Annotated in this window: 11 protein-coding genes; all 11 read left to right on the forward strand. The window is 39.8% G+C overall.

From position 1 onward, the window contains the following. Positions 1-1,810 precede the first annotated feature (1,810 nt). The 11 genes from FHS59_RS17265 (at position 1,811) to FHS59_RS17315 (ending at position 17,671) form a co-directional block, all read left to right on the forward strand. Positions 1,811-2,836, forward strand: a complete 1,026-nt coding sequence (locus FHS59_RS17265) for a ligase-associated DNA damage response exonuclease (RefSeq protein WP_184496618.1) — start codon at positions 1,811-1,813, stop codon at positions 2,834-2,836. Beyond that, complete coding sequence (locus tag FHS59_RS17270; protein WP_184496619.1) at positions 2,833-4,431, forward strand: ATP-dependent DNA ligase; 1,599 nt, start codon at positions 2,833-2,835, stop codon at positions 4,429-4,431. Before FHS59_RS17265 ends, FHS59_RS17270 begins: the two co-directional genes overlap by 4 nt. 283 nt (positions 4,432-4,714) lie before the next feature. Beyond that, entirely contained in the window at positions 4,715-4,945 is a 231-nt protein-coding gene (locus FHS59_RS17275) for a hypothetical protein (RefSeq protein ID WP_184496620.1), read from the forward strand. 366 nt (positions 4,946-5,311) lie between these two features. Next, complete coding sequence (locus FHS59_RS17280) at positions 5,312-5,749, forward strand: response regulator (protein WP_184496621.1); 438 nt, start codon at positions 5,312-5,314, stop codon at positions 5,747-5,749. 23 nt (positions 5,750-5,772) lie between these two features. Next, on the forward strand, positions 5,773-6,357 hold the full coding sequence (locus tag FHS59_RS17285) for a biliverdin-producing heme oxygenase (RefSeq protein ID WP_184496622.1): 585 nt from the start codon (positions 5,773-5,775) through the stop codon (positions 6,355-6,357). After that, positions 6,354-8,615 (forward strand): ATP-binding protein, encoded by a 2,262-nt coding sequence (locus FHS59_RS17290; protein WP_184496623.1) that lies wholly within the window; start codon positions 6,354-6,356, stop codon positions 8,613-8,615. The genes FHS59_RS17285 and FHS59_RS17290 overlap by 4 nt, the downstream gene beginning before the upstream one ends. A 279-nt stretch (positions 8,616-8,894) precedes the next feature. Then, positions 8,895-10,238: a Gfo/Idh/MocA family protein gene (locus tag FHS59_RS17295; protein WP_184496624.1), complete on the forward strand. Its 1,344-nt coding sequence runs from the start codon at positions 8,895-8,897 to the stop codon at positions 10,236-10,238. A gap of 797 nt (positions 10,239-11,035) precedes the next feature. Continuing rightward, positions 11,036-12,334, forward strand: coding sequence for a M28 family peptidase (locus FHS59_RS17300; protein WP_184496625.1), 1,299 nt, complete (start codon positions 11,036-11,038; stop codon positions 12,332-12,334). Positions 12,335-12,441: 107 nt separating this feature from the next. Further along, complete coding sequence (locus tag FHS59_RS17305) at positions 12,442-13,545, forward strand: hypothetical protein (RefSeq protein WP_184496626.1); 1,104 nt, start codon at positions 12,442-12,444, stop codon at positions 13,543-13,545. Between the two features lie 74 nt (positions 13,546-13,619). Further along, complete coding sequence (locus tag FHS59_RS17310) at positions 13,620-15,179, forward strand: family 43 glycosylhydrolase (RefSeq protein ID WP_184496627.1); 1,560 nt, start codon at positions 13,620-13,622, stop codon at positions 15,177-15,179. A 218-nt stretch (positions 15,180-15,397) separates the two neighbouring features. Further along, positions 15,398-17,671, forward strand: coding sequence for a glycoside hydrolase family 20 protein (locus FHS59_RS17315; RefSeq protein ID WP_184496628.1), 2,274 nt, complete (start codon positions 15,398-15,400; stop codon positions 17,669-17,671). Positions 17,672-19,118 lie beyond the last annotated feature (1,447 nt).

Consider the following 19,118-nt stretch of genomic DNA (forward strand, 5'->3'; position numbering starts at 1 on the left):
TATTATTTTCCAATCAGAAATCATGTTCCAAGGGGGATTGGATCCGTTTCCAATTTACCTACTGAGTCTGTTCACTGAGACTTCCTTTTTCCAACTTCCTCTTTAAACTTTAAACTCCTCACTTTAAACTTCCTTTCCTTTCAGACTTCTGATTTAAGACTTCTAACTTCAGACCTACCTTCGGCAGGCAAGCTGCCCACTGCTTACTGCGACTGTATACTGAAGCTGCGACCTACCTTCGGCAGGCAAGCTGTCTACTTGAAACTGCCTGTAGATCTCTTTCCATCTTGCTGGCTTAACGTTCCGTCTCCGAATGATGATCCTGGGCCAGCGCTGGGAAAATTTTTATTTCTTTGACGGGCATTTCAGCCTTCGTTCCTCAGGCTTTCATACCCGTCTACCAAGCTATGACCCCTACAGGGTCTTTTTGAATTTCTATTATTTTCCAATCAGAAATCATTTTACAGGAGGTGTTGGATCCGTTTCCAATTTACCCACTGCGACTGTTCACAGAGACTTCCTTCTTCCTTCTTCCAACTTCCCTCTTCCTCTTTAAACTTTAAACTCTCCACTTTAAACTTCCTTTCCTTTCAGACTTCTGACTTTAGCTTTCTGACTTCAGACCTACCTTCGGCAGGCAAGCTGCCTACTGCTTACTGCGACTGCCCACTGCGACTGCATACTGAAGCTGCGACCTACCTTCGGTAGGCAAGCTGCCCACTGAGACTTGCAACTAGATCTCTTTCCATCTTGCTGGCTTAACGATCCGTCTCCGAATGATGATCCTGGGCCAGCGCTGGGAAAATTTTTATTTCTTTGATGGGCATTTCAGCCTTCGTTCCTCAGGCTTTCATACCCGTCTACCAAGCTTTGACCCCTACAGGGTCTTTTTGAATTTCTTTAAATCTTTCAGACTTCTGATTTCTGACTTTTGACTTCAGACCTACCTCGATACGTCAAAAATTCCCCTAACCCCCTTAGATTTCGATTTTTTTTCCAATCAGAAATCATGTTCCAAGAGGGATTGGATCCGTTTCCAATTTACCTACTGAGACTATTCACTGATACTTGTAACTACTCACTTTAAACTACCTTTCCTTTCAGACTTCTGAATTAAGACTTCTGACTTCTGATTTTTCACTTTAAACTTTAAACTTTAAACTTTTCACTTTAGACTTCTGACTTTTAATTTAAATTCCCAAACGACTGCGACCTACCTTCGGCAGGCAAGCTGCCTACTGAAAACTGCCTGTAGATCTCTTTCCATCTTGCTGGCTTAACGTTCCGTCTCTGAATGATGATCCCGGGCCAGCGCTGGGAAAATTTATATTTCTTTGACGGGCATTTCAGCCTTCGTCCCTCAGGCTTTCATACCCGTCTACCAAGCTTTGACCCCTACAGGGTCTTTTTGAATTTCTTTAAATCTTTCAGACTTCTGATTTCAGACTTCTGACTTCAGACCTACCTCGATACGTCAAAAATCCCCCAGCCCCCTTAGATTTCGATTTTCTTCCAATCAGAAATTATGGTCCAAGGGGGATTGGATCCGTTTTCAACATTCAACTTATAATTTCCTGCATTCCACTTTAAACTTTAAACTCTCCACTTTAAACTACCTTTCCTTTCAGACTTCTGACTTCTCACCTACCATCGGCAGGCAAGCTGCCCACTGCTTACTGCGACTGTCCACTGCGACTGCATACTGAAGCTGCAACCTACCTTCGGCAGGCAAGCTGCCTACTGAAAACTGCCTACTGACTTGGAACAATCATTGACCTTATTGGTTAGTATTGTTTATTATTTTCATGAAATGAAAAACCCCGATCTCCTAGTTTTTAATTCAAAAGGTATTTATTGCCCTAGAGCAAAGGTGTATTTGGATCCATGGAGACCGGTCAGTCATGCTATCATTACTCATGGTCATTCTGATCATGCTCGATTTGGGCATAAAAATTACCTGACTCATTATTCGAATATTCCCATTTTGAAACATAGGCTTGGAGATATCTCTGTTCAAGGAGTAGAATGGAATACGCCTTTTGAAATTAATGGAGTGACTTTTAGTTTGCATCCAGCTGGACATATTATTGGTTCCTCGCAAGTGCGGGTTGAATACAAAGGAGAAGTTTGGGTTTTTACTGGAGATTACAAAGATGAGAATGATGGGGTGGCAGTGCCATACGAACCCATCAAATGCCATACGATGATCACGGAATGTACTTTTGGGATTCCTGCCTTCAAATGGAAGCCACAGCAGCAAGTATTTGACGAAATCAATGCCTGGTGGAAAGAGAATAAAGAAGAAGGTAAGACCTCGGTTCTTTTTGGCTATAGCCTGGGCAAAGCACAGAGGATTCTCAAATACCTGGACCCTTCTATTGGTACTATTTTTACCCATGGAGCAATTGAAAATATGACAGAGGTTCTCAGGCCTCAGATTTCACTTCCACCCACCCATTTGATCACTAGGGAAACTAAAGGAAAAGAGATTCAAGGAGGGATGGTCATTGCGCCTCCCAGTGCCCATGGATCTTCTTGGATGCGTAAACTGGTTCCTTACGAAACCGGAACCTGTAGCGGTTGGATGGCCTTTCGTGGAGCAAGGAGAAGAAGAGCGACTGATAAAGGATTTGTGATTTCAGATCATTGTGACTGGCAGGGTTTGTTGAATAGCATTAAAGCCAGTGAAGCAGAAAGAGTAATCTGCACTCATGGATATACTGATATTTTTAGCAAATACCTGAGTGAATTAGGCTACGATGCCAGCGTGGAAAATACAGACTATGATGGTGAAAAAGAAGAAGTGTCAAGTGGTGCAGAAAAGGATAGCGTATGAAGGATTTTGCCCAACTAATCGAGGAACTGGATGCTACCACTAAAACCAATAGAAAAGTGGCGGCTTTGGCGGAGTATTTTAGAAATGCCTCTGAAGCCGATAAAATCTGGACCATTGCCATTCTTTCCCACAGAAGACCTCCAAGACCGGTCAATACTACTTTGCTTCGTGAATATGCAGCCGAACTTGCCCAAATCCCACTTTGGTTATTTGAGGACAGTTACCATATAGTTGGAGATCTTGCAGAATCTATTGCTTTGGTCATACCAAATGACCAAATGAAAAGTGATCAATCCCTATCCGAAATTCTAGAGGAATTGATCCTTTTAAAAGCCAAAGCAGAGCAAGAGAAAAAAGAATATGTCCAGCAAAAGTGGATGCAATTGGATTATTATTCCCGCTTTGTTTTTACCAAACTGTTGACTGGAGGTTTTCGAATAGGGATCAGCCAAAAGCTCATGACCAAAGCCCTTTCTCAGGTAACGGATGTGCCGGAAGATGAACTAGCCTATAGACTGATGGGAGACTGGACTCCTGCTTCAACGAGTTTTGAGGAATTGATTTTTGGTAGAAATGAGCAGGCCTATGTGTCTAAACCTTTCCCTTTTTACTTGGCATATGCATTGGAAAATGAGCTGGAGGAATTAGGAGATGTTTCGGAATGGTCATTCGAACATAAATGGGATGGAATCCGAGGCCAATTGATTTGTAGGAAGGGAGAGTTGTTTCTTTGGACTAGAGGGGATGAACTGGTATCGGATAAGTATCCCGAACTCTTGGAGTTGGTTGATTTTATTCCTGATGGGACGGTTTTGGATGGAGAGATATTGCCCTTTATTGATGGAGAGATTGGTACATTCAACGATCTGCAAACGCGGATCGGAAGAAAGACGGTGAGTAAATCTATCCTTAAAAAAGTGCCTATTGTTTTTAGAGCTTATGATCTTTTGGAATTTGAAGGAAAGGATATGAGAAAGCTCAGTTATCAAGAAAGAAGAGAGTTATTAGAGCCTTTAATCGCTGATATTGCCCATCATTCTTTACAACTGTCAGAAAGGCTAAGTTTTAATTCCTGGGAAGAGGCCATTGCTGAGAGGGAATTGGCAAGAGAAAAAAGGTCTGAGGGCTTAATGCTAAAGCGTAATGACTCACCTTATCGGGTTGGTAGGAAGAAGGGGGATTGGTGGAAATGGAAAATAGATCCTTTGACCATTGATGCGGTCTTGACCTATGCCATGCGAGGTCATGGGCGGAGAACCAATCTATTTACTGATTATACCTTCGGGCTTTGGGAAACGAATGAGGAAGGAAAGCAGGAATTAATGACATTTGCAAAAGCCTATTCGGGTTTGACCGACAAGGAATTTGCGCAGGTAGATGCCATTATCAAAAAGACAACTTTGGAACGATTTGGTCCAGTGAGAAGTGTGGAGCCAACCTTGGTTTTTGAATTGGCATTTGAAGGGATAGCATTTTCTAGCAGGCATAAAAGTGGGGTGGCGGTTCGGTTTCCCAGAATCTTGAGATGGAGAAAAGACAAGACTATTGCGGATGCCAACAGCCTGGATGATCTGAAGGCTTTGATTCCTAATTAATCTAAACACTTAAATTAGACTTATTTCTTGTTTGATTTTTTCTTTGATGAAGATATGCTTTGATCTCAGAAGTGTCGGGTGCATCCAGTAAAACTTTCCTTAAGTATTTGAAGTAGGCCTATTAAGGCACCGGGTTTTGATTCAATCAATTACTCAAATTGTGGTATATCTTACGCTATTAGGTTAAAATCCTGAAAATAATGCTTTCGAATTGAGGCTAGGAATCAATAATGGCTTTAGCATGGCCTTTGTACTTCAATAACTAAACTTTTCCCAACTTGATATGAAAACTGAAAGTCATCATTTGATCCAGGCATTAAAAAGAGTAACGGATTATTCAGAGGGGATTACATCCTTGCTTGCCGGTACTTATACTTTATCCCTTGCTTTGACTAAAGGAAATGCAGCAGTTAGGATAGCTTTGGGCTTGGCTGGTGGATATTTGATATTACGAAGTGGGAGTAAATTGCATTCATTAAACCAGGAACCAAAAGTTTATAAACTTGAGAAATAGGAATAAACTCAGACTGATGTTTTCTAATACGCGATAGATACTGTCTAACGAACTATAAAACCAATATTTCTAACCAATATTGGTTTTTTTTTGCTTAAAATTGAGTGTTTTAAAATCTGTTTTTTGTGGTTCTGAAAGTATGATTTAGTCTTACAATTACCATATTTGAATCATTTTGAATGATTATTGTTGGGTAAAGTGAGAATTTACTTAGAATTTATCTATTTGGTAAGCTTCAAATTCTGTTATTATTTGTAGTAGATTTGCTTTAATAGTTAGAAAAACAAGTAACAGTAAAAGCAGCGCATTTTACAATAATTGAATTGCCTGTCAGTTTTAGTTTCTAATACCTAGTAAACGTTTTATATGAACGATAAATTGACCATATTTTATGCTGATGATGATCCTGATGATCAGGATTTCTTCAAGATCATTATTGATCGTATGAGCGAAAAATATGAAGTAATGCAACACATGGACGGGATTCAGTTGTTGGAGGCTTTAGAAAATCCACCACCTAGTCCACATGTAATATTTTTAGACATCAATATGCCTCGTATGAATGGAATTGAGGTCCTAAAAAGAGTGCGGCAGTCAGAGAAATTTGGGAAACTACCCATTGTCATTTTCTCTACCTCAAAAGAAGGCTCGGTGATCCAAGAAACTTTGGAACTTGGAGCAAATTACTATGTGCCTAAATCTGCCGGGTTTAAAGAATTGAAAAAGTCTATTGAGCATTCCCTGCAAATCAATTGGGAAACTTTTGTGCCCGATTCCAATACATTTTTATATAAAGACAATTAGCCCGGGCTTATTATCAGAATTAAATGAAGTTTTCTGAAAAACTTAAGAAAGCTACTGCTGTAGCACATAGTCAACTAGAGGATCAGGAAATTTCCAAGGCCCTACTTTCTAACGATATTTCTAAAAAGGATTATTGTACTTACCTTCAGTTGATGCAGGGGCTTTTGCATGCTGCAGAAACTCATGTGTTCCATTTGCTATCCAAACATATCAAACATAGCTCAGCTAGGGGAAAGGCTTATTTAATCGAAAAAGATCTGGATTTTTTAGAATGGAAAACAGAAAACCTGAAAAATACTCAGGCTAATTTTGACCAGGAATTTACAGAAGCATTCGCTTTTGGAGTCGCTTATGTATTTGAAGGTTCCACCCTGGGAGGGAGAATGATTTACCGTCATGTGGAGGAGAAATTGGGGGTGAAATATGATTCAGGAGCTTCCTATTTCTGGGGCTATGGAGAGAAAACCGGATTAATGTGGAAAGAATTTCTTGAGGATTTAAATTCTTTTGAATCCCATAGCCAAGAAGCAGAAGCCATCATAGCCGGAGCTAATTATGCTTTTGAACAAATCAAGAACACTTTTCAATCTGCAGCCCACCTCGTATGAAAATCAGGGATATCGTCAATAGAGAACTTGTCAACCTGACAAATTGCGAGCAAGAACCAATACATATTCCGGGTAGCATTCAGCCCCATGGATTTTTGCTGGGATTAAAATCGAAAGACTTTACGATTGATTATTGTAGTGGTAACGTCAGTGATTTTATTTCAAAATCCCATAAGGAATTACTGGGTCATAGGTTTGAAGAAGTATTTGGGACTTTTGCCCAGCAGGAACTTCAAAATTACATTTCCAATAACCGCATGCTATCCTCTTTACTTTTGAAAGTAGAATTGGATAAGCAGCTTTTCGTTTGCACGGTTCATCTCTCGGATGGTATATACATTCTGGAGGCAGAACCTTCGAATGAACAGTCTAAAAATGCCAACGAAGTTTACGATCATACCACCCAGTTTTTGACCTATCTGAATGGAAGTAATACCATGAAAGATCTCTGTCAGTTGGTCGCTGAAGGGACCAGAGAAGTGACGGGATATGATCGGGTGATGATTTACCGATTTGATGAGCAATACAACGGAGAGGTATTTGCCGAATGTTGCCGAGAGGATTTAGAACCCTTTTTAGGTTTGCATTATCCTCATACGGATATTCCTGCACAGGCTAGAGAGCTGTATTTAAAGAACTTGCTCCGTTTGATTACGGATATTGATTACAATCCGGTACCCATTTACACCCTGGATGATCAAGAAGGGAAAAATCTGGATTTGAGTCTTTCCATTCTTAGAAGTACCTCACCTATCCATGTGAAATACCTTCAAAACATGGGGGTTGGAGCTACTTTGACCATTTCATTGATTCACAAGCAAAAGCTTTGGGGTTTGATTGCCTGTCATCATTATTCCCAAAAGAATCTTAGCCCGGATATCAGACTTGCCGCCCAGTTGCAAGGTCATTTTATTACCTCCCAGATCGATTTGAGACAATCCAGTGAGGAATATGAGGTCTCCCGAAAAGTGAATATGGCCTACGATAAATTGAGCATGTTTGAGTTGGCCGTTGATGGGGAAGAAAAATACGAGGAACTGGTATCTAATCCAGAGATCTTGAATATCTGTAATGCTGCAGGAGTGGCATTGATTATTGATGATCAGGTTTACAGCCATGGGCATGTGCCGGAAGAGAAAGACATCTTGTTTCTAACTGGTTTCCTGGCTAAGAAATCCAAAAACAGTAGTTTTCATACCAACAAGCTGCTGGATTTATTGCCAAATCATCCTGAATTAAGTAAACATACACCCGGTGTCATTTTCCATTCCTTGGATATTGAGGGCACAAATTGCATCATTTGGTTTAGACCTGAGACGAAAACAGAAGTAAACTGGGCAGGAGATCCATCTAAATCCATCATCAAAGACAAAAAGGGACTTTCTCCTAGAAACTCATTCGAACTTTGGAAGGAGATCGTCAACTTCTCCTCTAAGAAATGGCTGCAACCTGAGTTGGAGACTGTAGCTGCCTATTCCTACAGTTTGCAGCGGCAGATCAGTTTGATTTTGGTGGCCAAAGAGGAAGAGAAATACAGGAAACTGAGTGAATTGCTTAGCGAAACTAATGCTGAGCTTGAGAATATCAACTGGATCAGTTCGCATGACTTGCAGGAACCCTTAAGAAAGATTCAATTGATATCTTCCATGCTGGTCAATGAGGAAGATCTTCCACCATCAGTGGGTAAAATGTTGAACAAGCTGAATCTTTCGGCTGAGAAAATGCAGGCCTTGCTTTCTGATTTGCTGAAATTCAATAAGGTGAAATACAATACAGAGCCATTTTTTGAGGTGGAGGTCTCAGATGTGATTCAGGATTTGATCGAAGAGTTTCGGGAAAATTACGAGTTCCAACTTTATTTTGAAATCGAAGATCTTCCCATAGTCACAGGTGAAAGTTTTATGCTTCGACAGCTTTTTTCCAATATCATCCGCAATTCCATCAAATATAGAAACCCGGAAAATGCTCCTTTGATTAAAATTTCATCTCCGGAATCAATAGATTGGGAGGATCAGGAGGATGATGAGGAATATCATTATCTGATTTTTGAGGACAATGGGATTGGCTTTGACCAGCAATATGCCAAATCAGTATTCAATATTTTTACCCGGCTTCACGGCAATTCCGAATATACAGGTTCCGGGATGGGATTGGCTCTTTGCAAAAAAATAATGCAGCATCACAAAGGGAAAATTAAGGCTGAAAGCCAAGAGGGGAAAGGAACTAAAATCTTTCTGGCTTTTCCCAAAATAGATTAATCCCATTTAGGTTCTTGAAAAGCTTTTCAATGATACAATCTGAAAGAAAACTCTTCCTTTTCCCTTAATCAAATATTTTTCATTGAAAATTAGCTGATTAGGTCAATTGGCTATTGGTTTATAACTTGTAATTGAGTGATTGTTTTATATAATTCTTAGAATAATCATCTGTTCCAAAGCATCTTTTGTCTATAACTTTGAGCATCCTGTTTAGACTACAGGATGGATAAAAACAGGATGCGTTTAGATTTGGAAGTATAAAACCTAAAATAACCAGTAATGAAAAACGAAGCATCTCGGAGAACTTTTATCAAGAAAACTGCTCTGGCAGGTACAGCTGCCATGATTGCTCCTACCATTATTCCAGCTTCTGCCTTTGGGGCGAATGACAGAATCAACGCAGCTGTCTTGGGAATCAATGGAAGAGGAAATTCACATGTTCAGGGCTTTATGGCACAAAAGGATGTGCAGGTGACCACGCTTTGTGATCCAGACATGAACCTTTTGAAAGAAAGGCAAAAAACTTTTAAAGAGAAGTACAACCTAGATGTTGCCTTGGAGCAGGATCTCAGGAGGGTTTTTGACAATAAGGATATCGATGTGGTTAGTCTGGCTACGCCAAATCATTGGCATGCATTGGCTACCATATGGGCTTGCCAGGCTGGAAAGGACGTTTATGTGGAAAAGCCCGGTTCCCATAATATCTCGGAGGGGAGGAAAATGATCGAAGCAGCCAATAAATATGATCGTATTGTACAGCACGGAGTGCAGTTAAGGAGTTCGCCGGCAGTTCAGGAAGCCATTCAACTCATGCGGGATGGTTATATCGGAAGGGTTTACATGGCAAGAGGCTTAGTATTTAGAATGAGAGGAGATATCGGAGATAAAGGTTTTTCGCCAGTTCCTGAAGGATTGGATTATGATCTTTGGACGGGGCCTGCACCAAAAAGGCCATTTACCAGAAATCTGGTTCATTACAACTGGCATTGGCATTGGGATTATGGCAATGGAGATGTGGGAAATCAGGGGATTCATGAAACTGACCTTTGTATGTGGGGACTGGATGTAGGATTCCCAACGGAGATAACTTCCATGGGAGGTAAATATTTATGGAATGATAGCAAGGAAGTTCCTGAGGTTTTGACTTCCATTTATAATTACCCTGAAGAAGGAAAAATCATTCAATTTGAGGTAAGACCTTGGTACACCAATGCTGAAGGTGGAGCGACTGTTGGAAATATCTTCTATGGTGATAAAGGCTATATTGTTGTGGATGGCTATGATAAGTACCAATCTTTCTTAGGGCCAGATAGGACTCCTGGAAAATCAGGAGATGATGGGGGAGTAGCTGCCACAGGAATGGACAGAGGTGCCGGTGGAACTGATGGGCACTTCGCTAATTTCATTGAGGCGGTACGAAAGCATGATCGTTCTATATTGAATGGACCGGTTGAGACAGCGCATTTATCCTCTGGATTGGCTCATTTAGGAAACATTGCTTATAGACTTGGAAGAGTATTGCACTTCGATCCGCAATCTGAAACCTTTGTAAATGACGCAGAAGCAGATAAGATGCTGACCAGAAATTATAGACCTGGCTTTGAAGTGCCTGATATAGTTTGAAAAAGTAATATGATTATTCGCAATGGAGCTAATAGTTAAAGAATGAGTTTACAAAGTCGCGGATAATCGTCCACCGACTGCAGTCCACTGTCCACAGGACGTTGAAATATACAAAAGCCCAATTTTCTTTGGTTACTGGTGAGAAAGCGGATTTACATAAAAAATAATAAGTATATCCACAATCTTGCCAGTACCCAAAAGTTTTTTTACTCACCTTGCCAGAAGATAAAAGACGGAAGCAACCAAAATTTTTGAGCTCGCCTGATCATATGATACTTTTGAATACCTACTTGAATAAAATTGGTAATACATATGATTAATTAGTAAAATCTAGACCCCATCGGGGTCAAAGCTTTATAACCCAGGGTTTCAACCCTGGGTAAAATGCATTAGATTTCTCCAAGCGCTGGCCCAGAATTGTCATTCGGATATAGATCTTATTGCCAGCAAGATGGAACCTAATCAATGATTGAAAAGCTCTGTATGAGACAGTCCTTGGTTAAGAAGCAACCAAAATTTTTAGCCCTCCATTTCTTATGAAGCTTTTGGATATTTACTGATATAAAAGCGGATATATATATATAAAATAATAATATCCACTTTTCTGCTCTTCCTATCTAAAAAATGAAATCAAAGAATGGACTGCCAGCAATAGAACCGACAATTTTATGTAAAAGGTATGCTGAAACGATAGAAAGAGGATACTTTTATAAAAAATTGAAATAACACTCAGGATTTGATTGCTGCTATTTGAATTGAATCCTTTTTCCTAAATTTTTAAAATTTATCCTCAGAAGATGAAAAAAACATATTTACTATTAGCCGTTTTCGCAAGTACACTTTATTCCTGTCAGCCAAAAATAGAGTCTATTATTTCTATTGATGAAGTTTCCAGAATAGAGAAAACTCTTTCGGCAGATGATATGGAGGGGAGAATGATTTTTACTCTTGGTCTGGAAAAAGCGGCTAATTTCATTGCTTCTGAATTTCAGAAAAATGATTTTCCTTATTTGGAGGGAAGCGATTCTTACTTTCAGAAATTCACCATGTATAAAACTATTCCTGAACAGATTTCAGGGACATTGGATGATTTTCAACTCAACTCAGAAAATGTCATAGTAAGTACTACAAAGGGAGAATTGAACCTAGATTCATTTTCAGATTATCAGGTTTATAGCGTTGCAAAAGATGATATTTTCAATCAAAGCGTATTTCCCTTGCTTCGGGAATCTAAAAACCTGTTGGTTTTAATTGATCCTTCCCATCTTGAGAACTTGCCCCGTCTGGCGAGAAGTGCTTCAAGAGCAAAATTCCCAACTGAGTTTTCTCAGATATTCATTTTCACCGATAATCTGGATCCAAAAAACATTCAACTTCAAATTCAAAATAAAGTGGAGGAGTCGGAGCTTAAAAACGTGGTGGCGATGATTCCTGGTAAGTCCAAGCCGGATGAGTATGTGGTTTTCGGAGGTCATTATGACCATATCGGTATTCGGAAATCCGATTCCAACCAGGATAGCATTTACAATGGAGCCAATGACAATGCAGCTGGAACTACCGCTGTAATTATGCTTGCCAAGTATTTTCAAAAGATGAACAACAATGAGCGGAGCTTGATTTTTGTGGCCTTTACAGCGGAAGAATCTGGCGGATTTGGAAGTACATATTTTTCCGAGCAACTCGATCCAGATCAGATTGTAGCCATGTTTAATATTGAAATGATCGGTACGGATAGCAAGTGGGGTAAAAACAGTGCCTATATCACGGGCTATGAAAAGAGTAATATGGGAGAGATTTTGCAAAGTAATCTAACGGGTTCAAAGTTTCATTTTGAGCCTGATCCTTATCCTAAGCAAAACCTGTTTTATAGATCAGATAATAGAACTTTGGCCGCTCTAGGGGTGCCTGCACATACCATCTCTACCGCAAAAATGGAGGAAGCACCAAATGATGAGCCTAATTATCACAAAGCAAGTGATGAATTTGAAACCTTGGATATGGAAAATATGACTGAGATTATCAAATCTATTGCCATCAGTAGCCAAAGCATCATCAGTGGAAAAGATACACCAACAAGGGTAGAGAAACTGAATTAAAACCTATTCCTGATAAGTGTTTTCAAAGAAAGACTCTTAAAAAATGTTGAACATTATCTATTCTGGAGGTTTTTAGTTAAACTCAAACAGCAATAGACCCAGCTTCATTGAAACTATTTATTAAACTTCTGAGCATTGTATGGATAGGATTTTTGTTTTTTAAATCCTCTGTCTATGCTCAGGAAGTAAATATCAAGCTGAGACCGCATCTCCAAACTAGCTATTCTGCTGAATATAGTTTTGGGAATGTTTTGGACCAAAGAGAAAATAAGGAACTACTGGGAGAGGTTTTTTATGTAACCAAAAACCGTATTCCTGTTAAGTTCGAAAAGAGTCTGGAGACTTCTTTAGCGGCTTATTATAATTCCCAACTTGAATTTGATCAATCAACTAGTACTGATATACAAGTTCGGATCCTGGAAATGTCAATTCAGGAAAGTCCCAACCATGCCACTAAGCTGTATGAAGGTGAGTTGAAAATAAAGCTAGCCTTTTATCTCAAAGGAAAGCTGGATCCTGTGCATTTGGTAGATTATTCCAACCTGGTGAAATACCAGCGAACACTCAATAGCATCAATAAACTTCAGGAAATCATAAATGAATACCTCGATGAAAGTTTGAGGTACTTTGATTCCTGGATGAAAACGCAGACAGGAACCAATAGGAATCTGGCAAAGTCGGTAGCGCTGAATGTATTCTATAACCTCCCAGAAAGTACTTCTGACACAGTTTATTATGATATCAACCAGCCTTTGAAATGGGAGTATTTTAAGGATAGGCCTTCAGTATCAAGTAAGTACAATGCCACCATCACCTGTAGTTTTTCGGTGGAGGGTTCGGCCCAAATGGTGGATGGGATTATTCAACAGAACATATTGATTCGGGCTTACATGCTACCTAATCAATCTTGGGTGAAAAATCCTGATGATTACGGAATCAACCATGAGCAAAAGCATTTTGATGTGGTAAAGATTGTGGTGGACAGATTGATCCATCGTTTGAAGAATCTGGATTTGGATACTGATTTTTATGAAGCCAAAATCAATACCTTTTATTTTGATGCTTATCGGGAAATGAACCGACTTCAGGAATTGTATGATAACCAAAGCCAAAACGGACTGAATAAAGAAGCTCAGGAGCGATGGAATATCTGGATTGTCAAAGGTCTAAAAGGAGATTGGGAAGAATTGGAGAAACAACTGGCCAAGTAACCGCTCAGCACAAAAGCTGAATCCTTTTTTAATATTCTTGCCCATATTTACGAATCAAACCTATTTCATTCACTATGAAGCAAGTCCTATTCGCTGCACTTATTTTTCTCTTTTTTAGCTGTAATTCCAAGACTGAAAACACAGGCTCTGAACCTAAAAATGAGCTGATTCAACTACAAGTGATACCCGGAGAACTCCCAGATCCTTCTATCATCGAAGTGGATGGAATTTATTATGCCACAGGTTCGTCGAATGACTGGGAACCGCTGTATCCGATTTATAAGTCTACCGATCTGGTAAATTGGATTTTTGTGAATTATGTTTTTGATGAAATTCCTGAATGGACAAGCTCCAGCTTTTGGGCACCCGAACTCTTCTATAGAAAGGGTAAATTCTTTGTCTATTACACTGCGAAGAGGAAAGATGGAGTATCCGTGATTGGAGTAGCAAGTTCGAATGACATTGAATCCGGTTTTGAAGATCATGGTCAACTACTCGAGTGGGGAAATGAATCGATTGATGCTTTTGTGCTGGAGGAAGGAGACAAGTTATTTGTCAGTTGGAAAGCTTACGGGCTGAATCCTGATAAGCCAATCACCCTGATGGGATCTCAACTTTCTGATGATGGACTTCAATTGCAGGGAGAAGCCTTTGAAATGCTGGTGGCCGATTCTGATAATTGGGAAAAGGGAGGAATTGAAGGGCAATCCATTGTTGAGAAAGATGGGTTTCTGTACATGCTTTACTCTGGAAATGCCTGTTGCGGCGCTGGATGTGATTATATGGTGGGTTTGGCTAGGGCAAAAAGTTTTGAAGGTCCGTGGGAGAAATTTTCTGGAAATCCAGTTTTGGTTGGAAATGATTCCTGGAAATGCCCCGGACATGGCACCGCCATTAAAACCGGAAATGAATGGTTTTACTTATACCACGCCTATTCGACGGATGGTTTTCCTTATATCGGTAGAAGCACTTTGCTAAGCCAAATGTTTTGGGATGAGGAGACAGGTTGGCCTTATTTCAAAGTAAGCAATGAGGTTTCAGAAACAGCCACTCTTAAGTCAACTATAAAAGATGATTTTTCATCGGAGAAGCTATCTCCCCATTGGCGATTTGATATACCTGCATATCAATTTGATGCAAGTTTAAAGGATGGGAAACTCCATCTGACCGAGAAAGAAATAGATCCATCAAACCTTTCGGGGACCTTCTTAGGACTGAATCCTGAGTCAGCAGATTTTACGATCAGTACTAAAGTAGAAACTGGGAATGAGGCTTGGAAAGGTTTGGCAATTTATGCAACCCGAGATAAAAGTATGGGGATGGGAGTGGCAGAAAACCAATTGCTTTTGTGGAAAGTAAAAGATGGGAATTTGGAAGAGTTGAATAAAATTGAATTTGATAGCCAAGAAGAAGTTCTATTAAAAACGGAAGTTAATAATGGACATGAGGCTAAATTCTACTATAGTTTAGATGGACAGAATTGGATAAACGTTCCCGATAAATTGGATCAAAAAGAAGAAGTAATTGGAGATCATCTGGATTTCTGGTCCTGGGGGATCAAAGCTGGTATTTATGTCGAGGGGAATGGAGATTCAAAAACAGGGATTTTTGATTTATTTGAAATAGGCTACTAACATCATCAATATCAGTCAACAGTCTCAGTCATCAGTCATCAGTCTTCAGTCTCACACTATCAGTCATCAGTTTTCAGACTCCCGTCTCCCGTCTCCTGTCTTCTGTCCCTTCAAACAAATCAAACAGTCCCTGTAGCAACATTAGGGGAAATCATAACATTTAAACAGGCATTTTCCCTTTCCTTCCTATCTTTGAAGCCCATTTAGAATTAATTCCCTTGAAGTACCTCGTATTCCTATCCCTCGCATTTAGTCTGTTCTTTTCCTGTAACACTCCTCAGCAAAAAGAGATTTCTTTGGTTCCCATGCCTGCTGAAATGACTGTTAAATCTGGAGAATTTAAGCTGAGTTCATCCACCCAATTGGTGTTCAATTCAACTGAAGGCTTTGATCAGGAGGTTGACTTTTTTCAGGAGTTTATAAAGAGTCAGTTAGGGGAAGAACTAAGTCAGGAAGCCGGGAGCAATCAAATAGAACTTGTCAAATCAGAACAAATCCAAGGCTCTGAAGCTTATCATCTTTCTATTGATGGAGATAGGATTCTATTGGAAGCGGCTGATTCAAAAGGGATTTTTTACGGTCTAATCACTCTTGAGCAATTGATTGTTTCCAATTCTGACAAGGGTCAAAATTCTGGAGAAATAAGCATTCCTGCTTTAGAAATCAAAGATCAGCCAAACTACGAATGGAGAGGTATGCATCTGGATGTTTCCCGTCATTTCTTTTCCATGGATTACCTGAAAAGGTATGTGGATTTATTGGCTCTATACAAGTTGAATAAGCTTCACCTTCATTTGACAGATGATCAAGGCTGGAGAATCGAAATCAAAAACTATCCGGAATTGACGGAAAAAGGTGCTTGGCGGGAATTTAATGAACAAGATTCCATCTGTATAGAAAGGTCGAAAGAGGATCCTCGTTTTGCCATTGATCCTGAACATATTTATGAAAGGGAGGGGAAGACCATTTATGGTGGTTTTTATTCTCAAGAGGAGTTGAAGGAATTTGTAAAATTTGCGAGCGCTAGGCATGTGGAGATCATTCCTGAAATCGATATGCCTGGTCATATGATGGCTGCGATTGATATTTTCCCGGAACTCACCTGCAATGGGCAGTCGGCTTGGGGAGATGTTTTTTCCACGCCACTATGCCCAATTAATGAGGAGGTATACACTTTTGTGGAAAATATCTTGGCCGAAGTTATTGCCATTTTCCCATCAAAATACATCCATATCGGTGCTGATGAGGTGGATAAAAGCGACTGGAAAAAATCTGTAGCAGTCACCCAATTTATGGAGAAAGAGGGGATAGAAGATTATGAAGCTTTGCAAAGCTATTTTGTGAGTAGAGTAACAGATTACTTGAAAGATCAAGGTAAAGAAGTGATTGTCTGGGATGATGCGCTAGGAGGTGGAATTCCTTCGGATTTGAAAGTGATGTATTGGAGAAACTGGGTGGCTAATGTGCCGGAAAATACCGTAGCCAATGGGAATGAGTTAATAATCTCGGCAGGTAATCCTTTTTATTTTTCAAGTCCAAAGACCAAACTATTTAATATTTATACAAAAGAGCTAATCGGTTCGAAATTCCCTGATGATAAAAGGAATTTAATAAAAGGAATGCAGGCTTGCCTATGGACGGAGACAATTCCTTCAGAGGCATTGGCAGATGCCAGGCTGTTTCCAAATGTATTGGTTTTGGCGGAGAGGTCTTGGTCTCCAGAATCTCAGCAAGATTGGAATTCCTTTAAAAAGAGGTTAAAACCGCAGTTGGCACATTTAGATCAACTTGGTATCAAATATGAATTTACACCAAGTAATGAGTTGGTGCCATTTATGAATGTTGATGTGGAGAATAAACAGATCGGGATCAGTTTTGAAACAGATTTGATTGATCCGGTAATCTATTATACCACAGATGGAAGTATCCCAACTACCGAATCAAACCTTTATCAAGGTGAATTTTTTGTGGAGGGTTCAGCCTCTATTGTCGCTGCAATTTTTGATGAAAATGGTGCTCAGGAGCCATTGTTGAAAAAGGAGGTAGATTACCATAAAGCCATTGGGAAACCGGTTGTGTATGAAAAACCTTGGAATCCATCTTATGCTGCTGGAGATGCAGGTTCCATGACAGATGGATATAGGGGAGGGGCCTCCTATGCTGATGGATATTGGCAGGGATTTACTTCCGATTTTGTGGTAATCGTGGATATGGAAGAAGTCACTAAATTAAATTCCTTTTCGGCAAAATTCATGCAGTTGAAAGGTCCAGGAGTATTTTTACCTGCCTCTGTGGAGGTTTGGCTTTCTGAGGATGGAGAGAATTTTGAGCAGGTATTGAATTTGGAAAATGATATTTCCCCAGAGGAAGAAAAGTTGACGATCAAGAATTTTGGAGGTTCCCTGGAAGGGAAATCCGCCCGATATATCAAGGTAAAAGCAAGCAATACCCAACATGGATTTATGTTTGTGGATGAGTTGGTGGTTTATTGATTAGCGATTTTCTTTCAACGGATGATATTCCAATGCAAGTTGTGTTCGTTTCCATCTTGCTGGCAATGCTATTTTTGTTTCAATTGGCGATCTCGGGCCAGCGCTCGGGATTTATTTTGTTCTAGTTTTTACCAAGCTATGACCCCTCTGGGGTCCGGATTAATTACATAATTTACATCCAAGTCAAATTAATCACCCGTGCCGTAGGCATGATAGTTTGGTAAAATCATACTATAGCATAAATCCAAGTGCCGTAGGTACTTTCCTAAATCTTAGATTCCTAGTCAAAACAATAAAACCGATAAAATCCCCAGCCCCCTTTAAATTCGATCATCATCCAATCAGTAATTATGGTTTAAGGGGTATTAGATTCGTTTCCAAAAACCAACTTCTGTCTTCGGTCCCTAACCTTTCAGACTTCTGACCTACCTCCGGTTGGCAGGCTTCAGCTTTATGACTTTTTTCCAACCTCCAACTTCCAACCTCCAACTTCCAACTCCCCATACTATTGATTACCAACTGATATCCCTTTCCATCTTGCTGGCAATGCGATTTTAGTTTCAATAAGCGATCTCGGGCCAGCGCTTGGGATTTATTTTGTTCTAGGTTTTACCAAGCTATGACCCCTCTGGGGTCCGGATTAATTACATAATTTACATCCAAGTCAAATTAATCACCCGTGCCGTAGGCATGATAGTTTGGTAAAATCCCACTATAGCGTACATCCAAGTGCCGTAGGTACGTTCCTATATCTTAGTTTCCTAGTCAAAACAATAAAACCAATAAAATCCCCTGCCACCTTTAAATTCGATCATCATCCAATCAGAGATTATGGTTTAAGGGGGATTAGATTCGTTTCCACAAACCAATTTCTGTCTTTGGTTCTTAACCTTACAGACTTCTGACCTACCTTCGGAAGGCAGGCTTCAGCTTTCTGACTTTTTTCCAACTTCCAACTTCCAACTCCCCATACTATTGATTACTAACTGATATCCTTTTTCATCTTGCTGGCAATGCGATTTTAGTTTCAATAAGCTATCTCGGGCCAGCGCTTGAGATTTATTGTGTACTATTTTTTTACCAAGCTATGACCCCTCTGGGGTCGGGATTAATTTCATGATTTAAATTCATGTCGATTTAATCACCCGTGCCTTAGGCATGATAGTTTGGTAATATCACACTATAGAGTAAATCCAAGTGCCGTAGGTACGTTCCTATATTTTAGTTTCCTAGTCAAAACAATAAAACCGATAAAATCCCCAGCCACCTTTAAATTCGAAAATCATCCAATCAGAGATTATGGTTTAAGAGGGAATAGATTCGTTTCCAAAAACCAACTTCTGTCTTCAGCCCCTTACCTTTCAGCTTTCTGACTTTTTTCCAAACTCCAACCTCCAACTCCCCATACTATTGATTACCAACTGATATCCCTTTCCATCTTGCTGGC

Source organism: Algoriphagus iocasae, from assembly GCF_014206875.1.
Taxonomy (GTDB): domain Bacteria; phylum Bacteroidota; class Bacteroidia; order Cytophagales; family Cyclobacteriaceae; genus Algoriphagus; species Algoriphagus iocasae.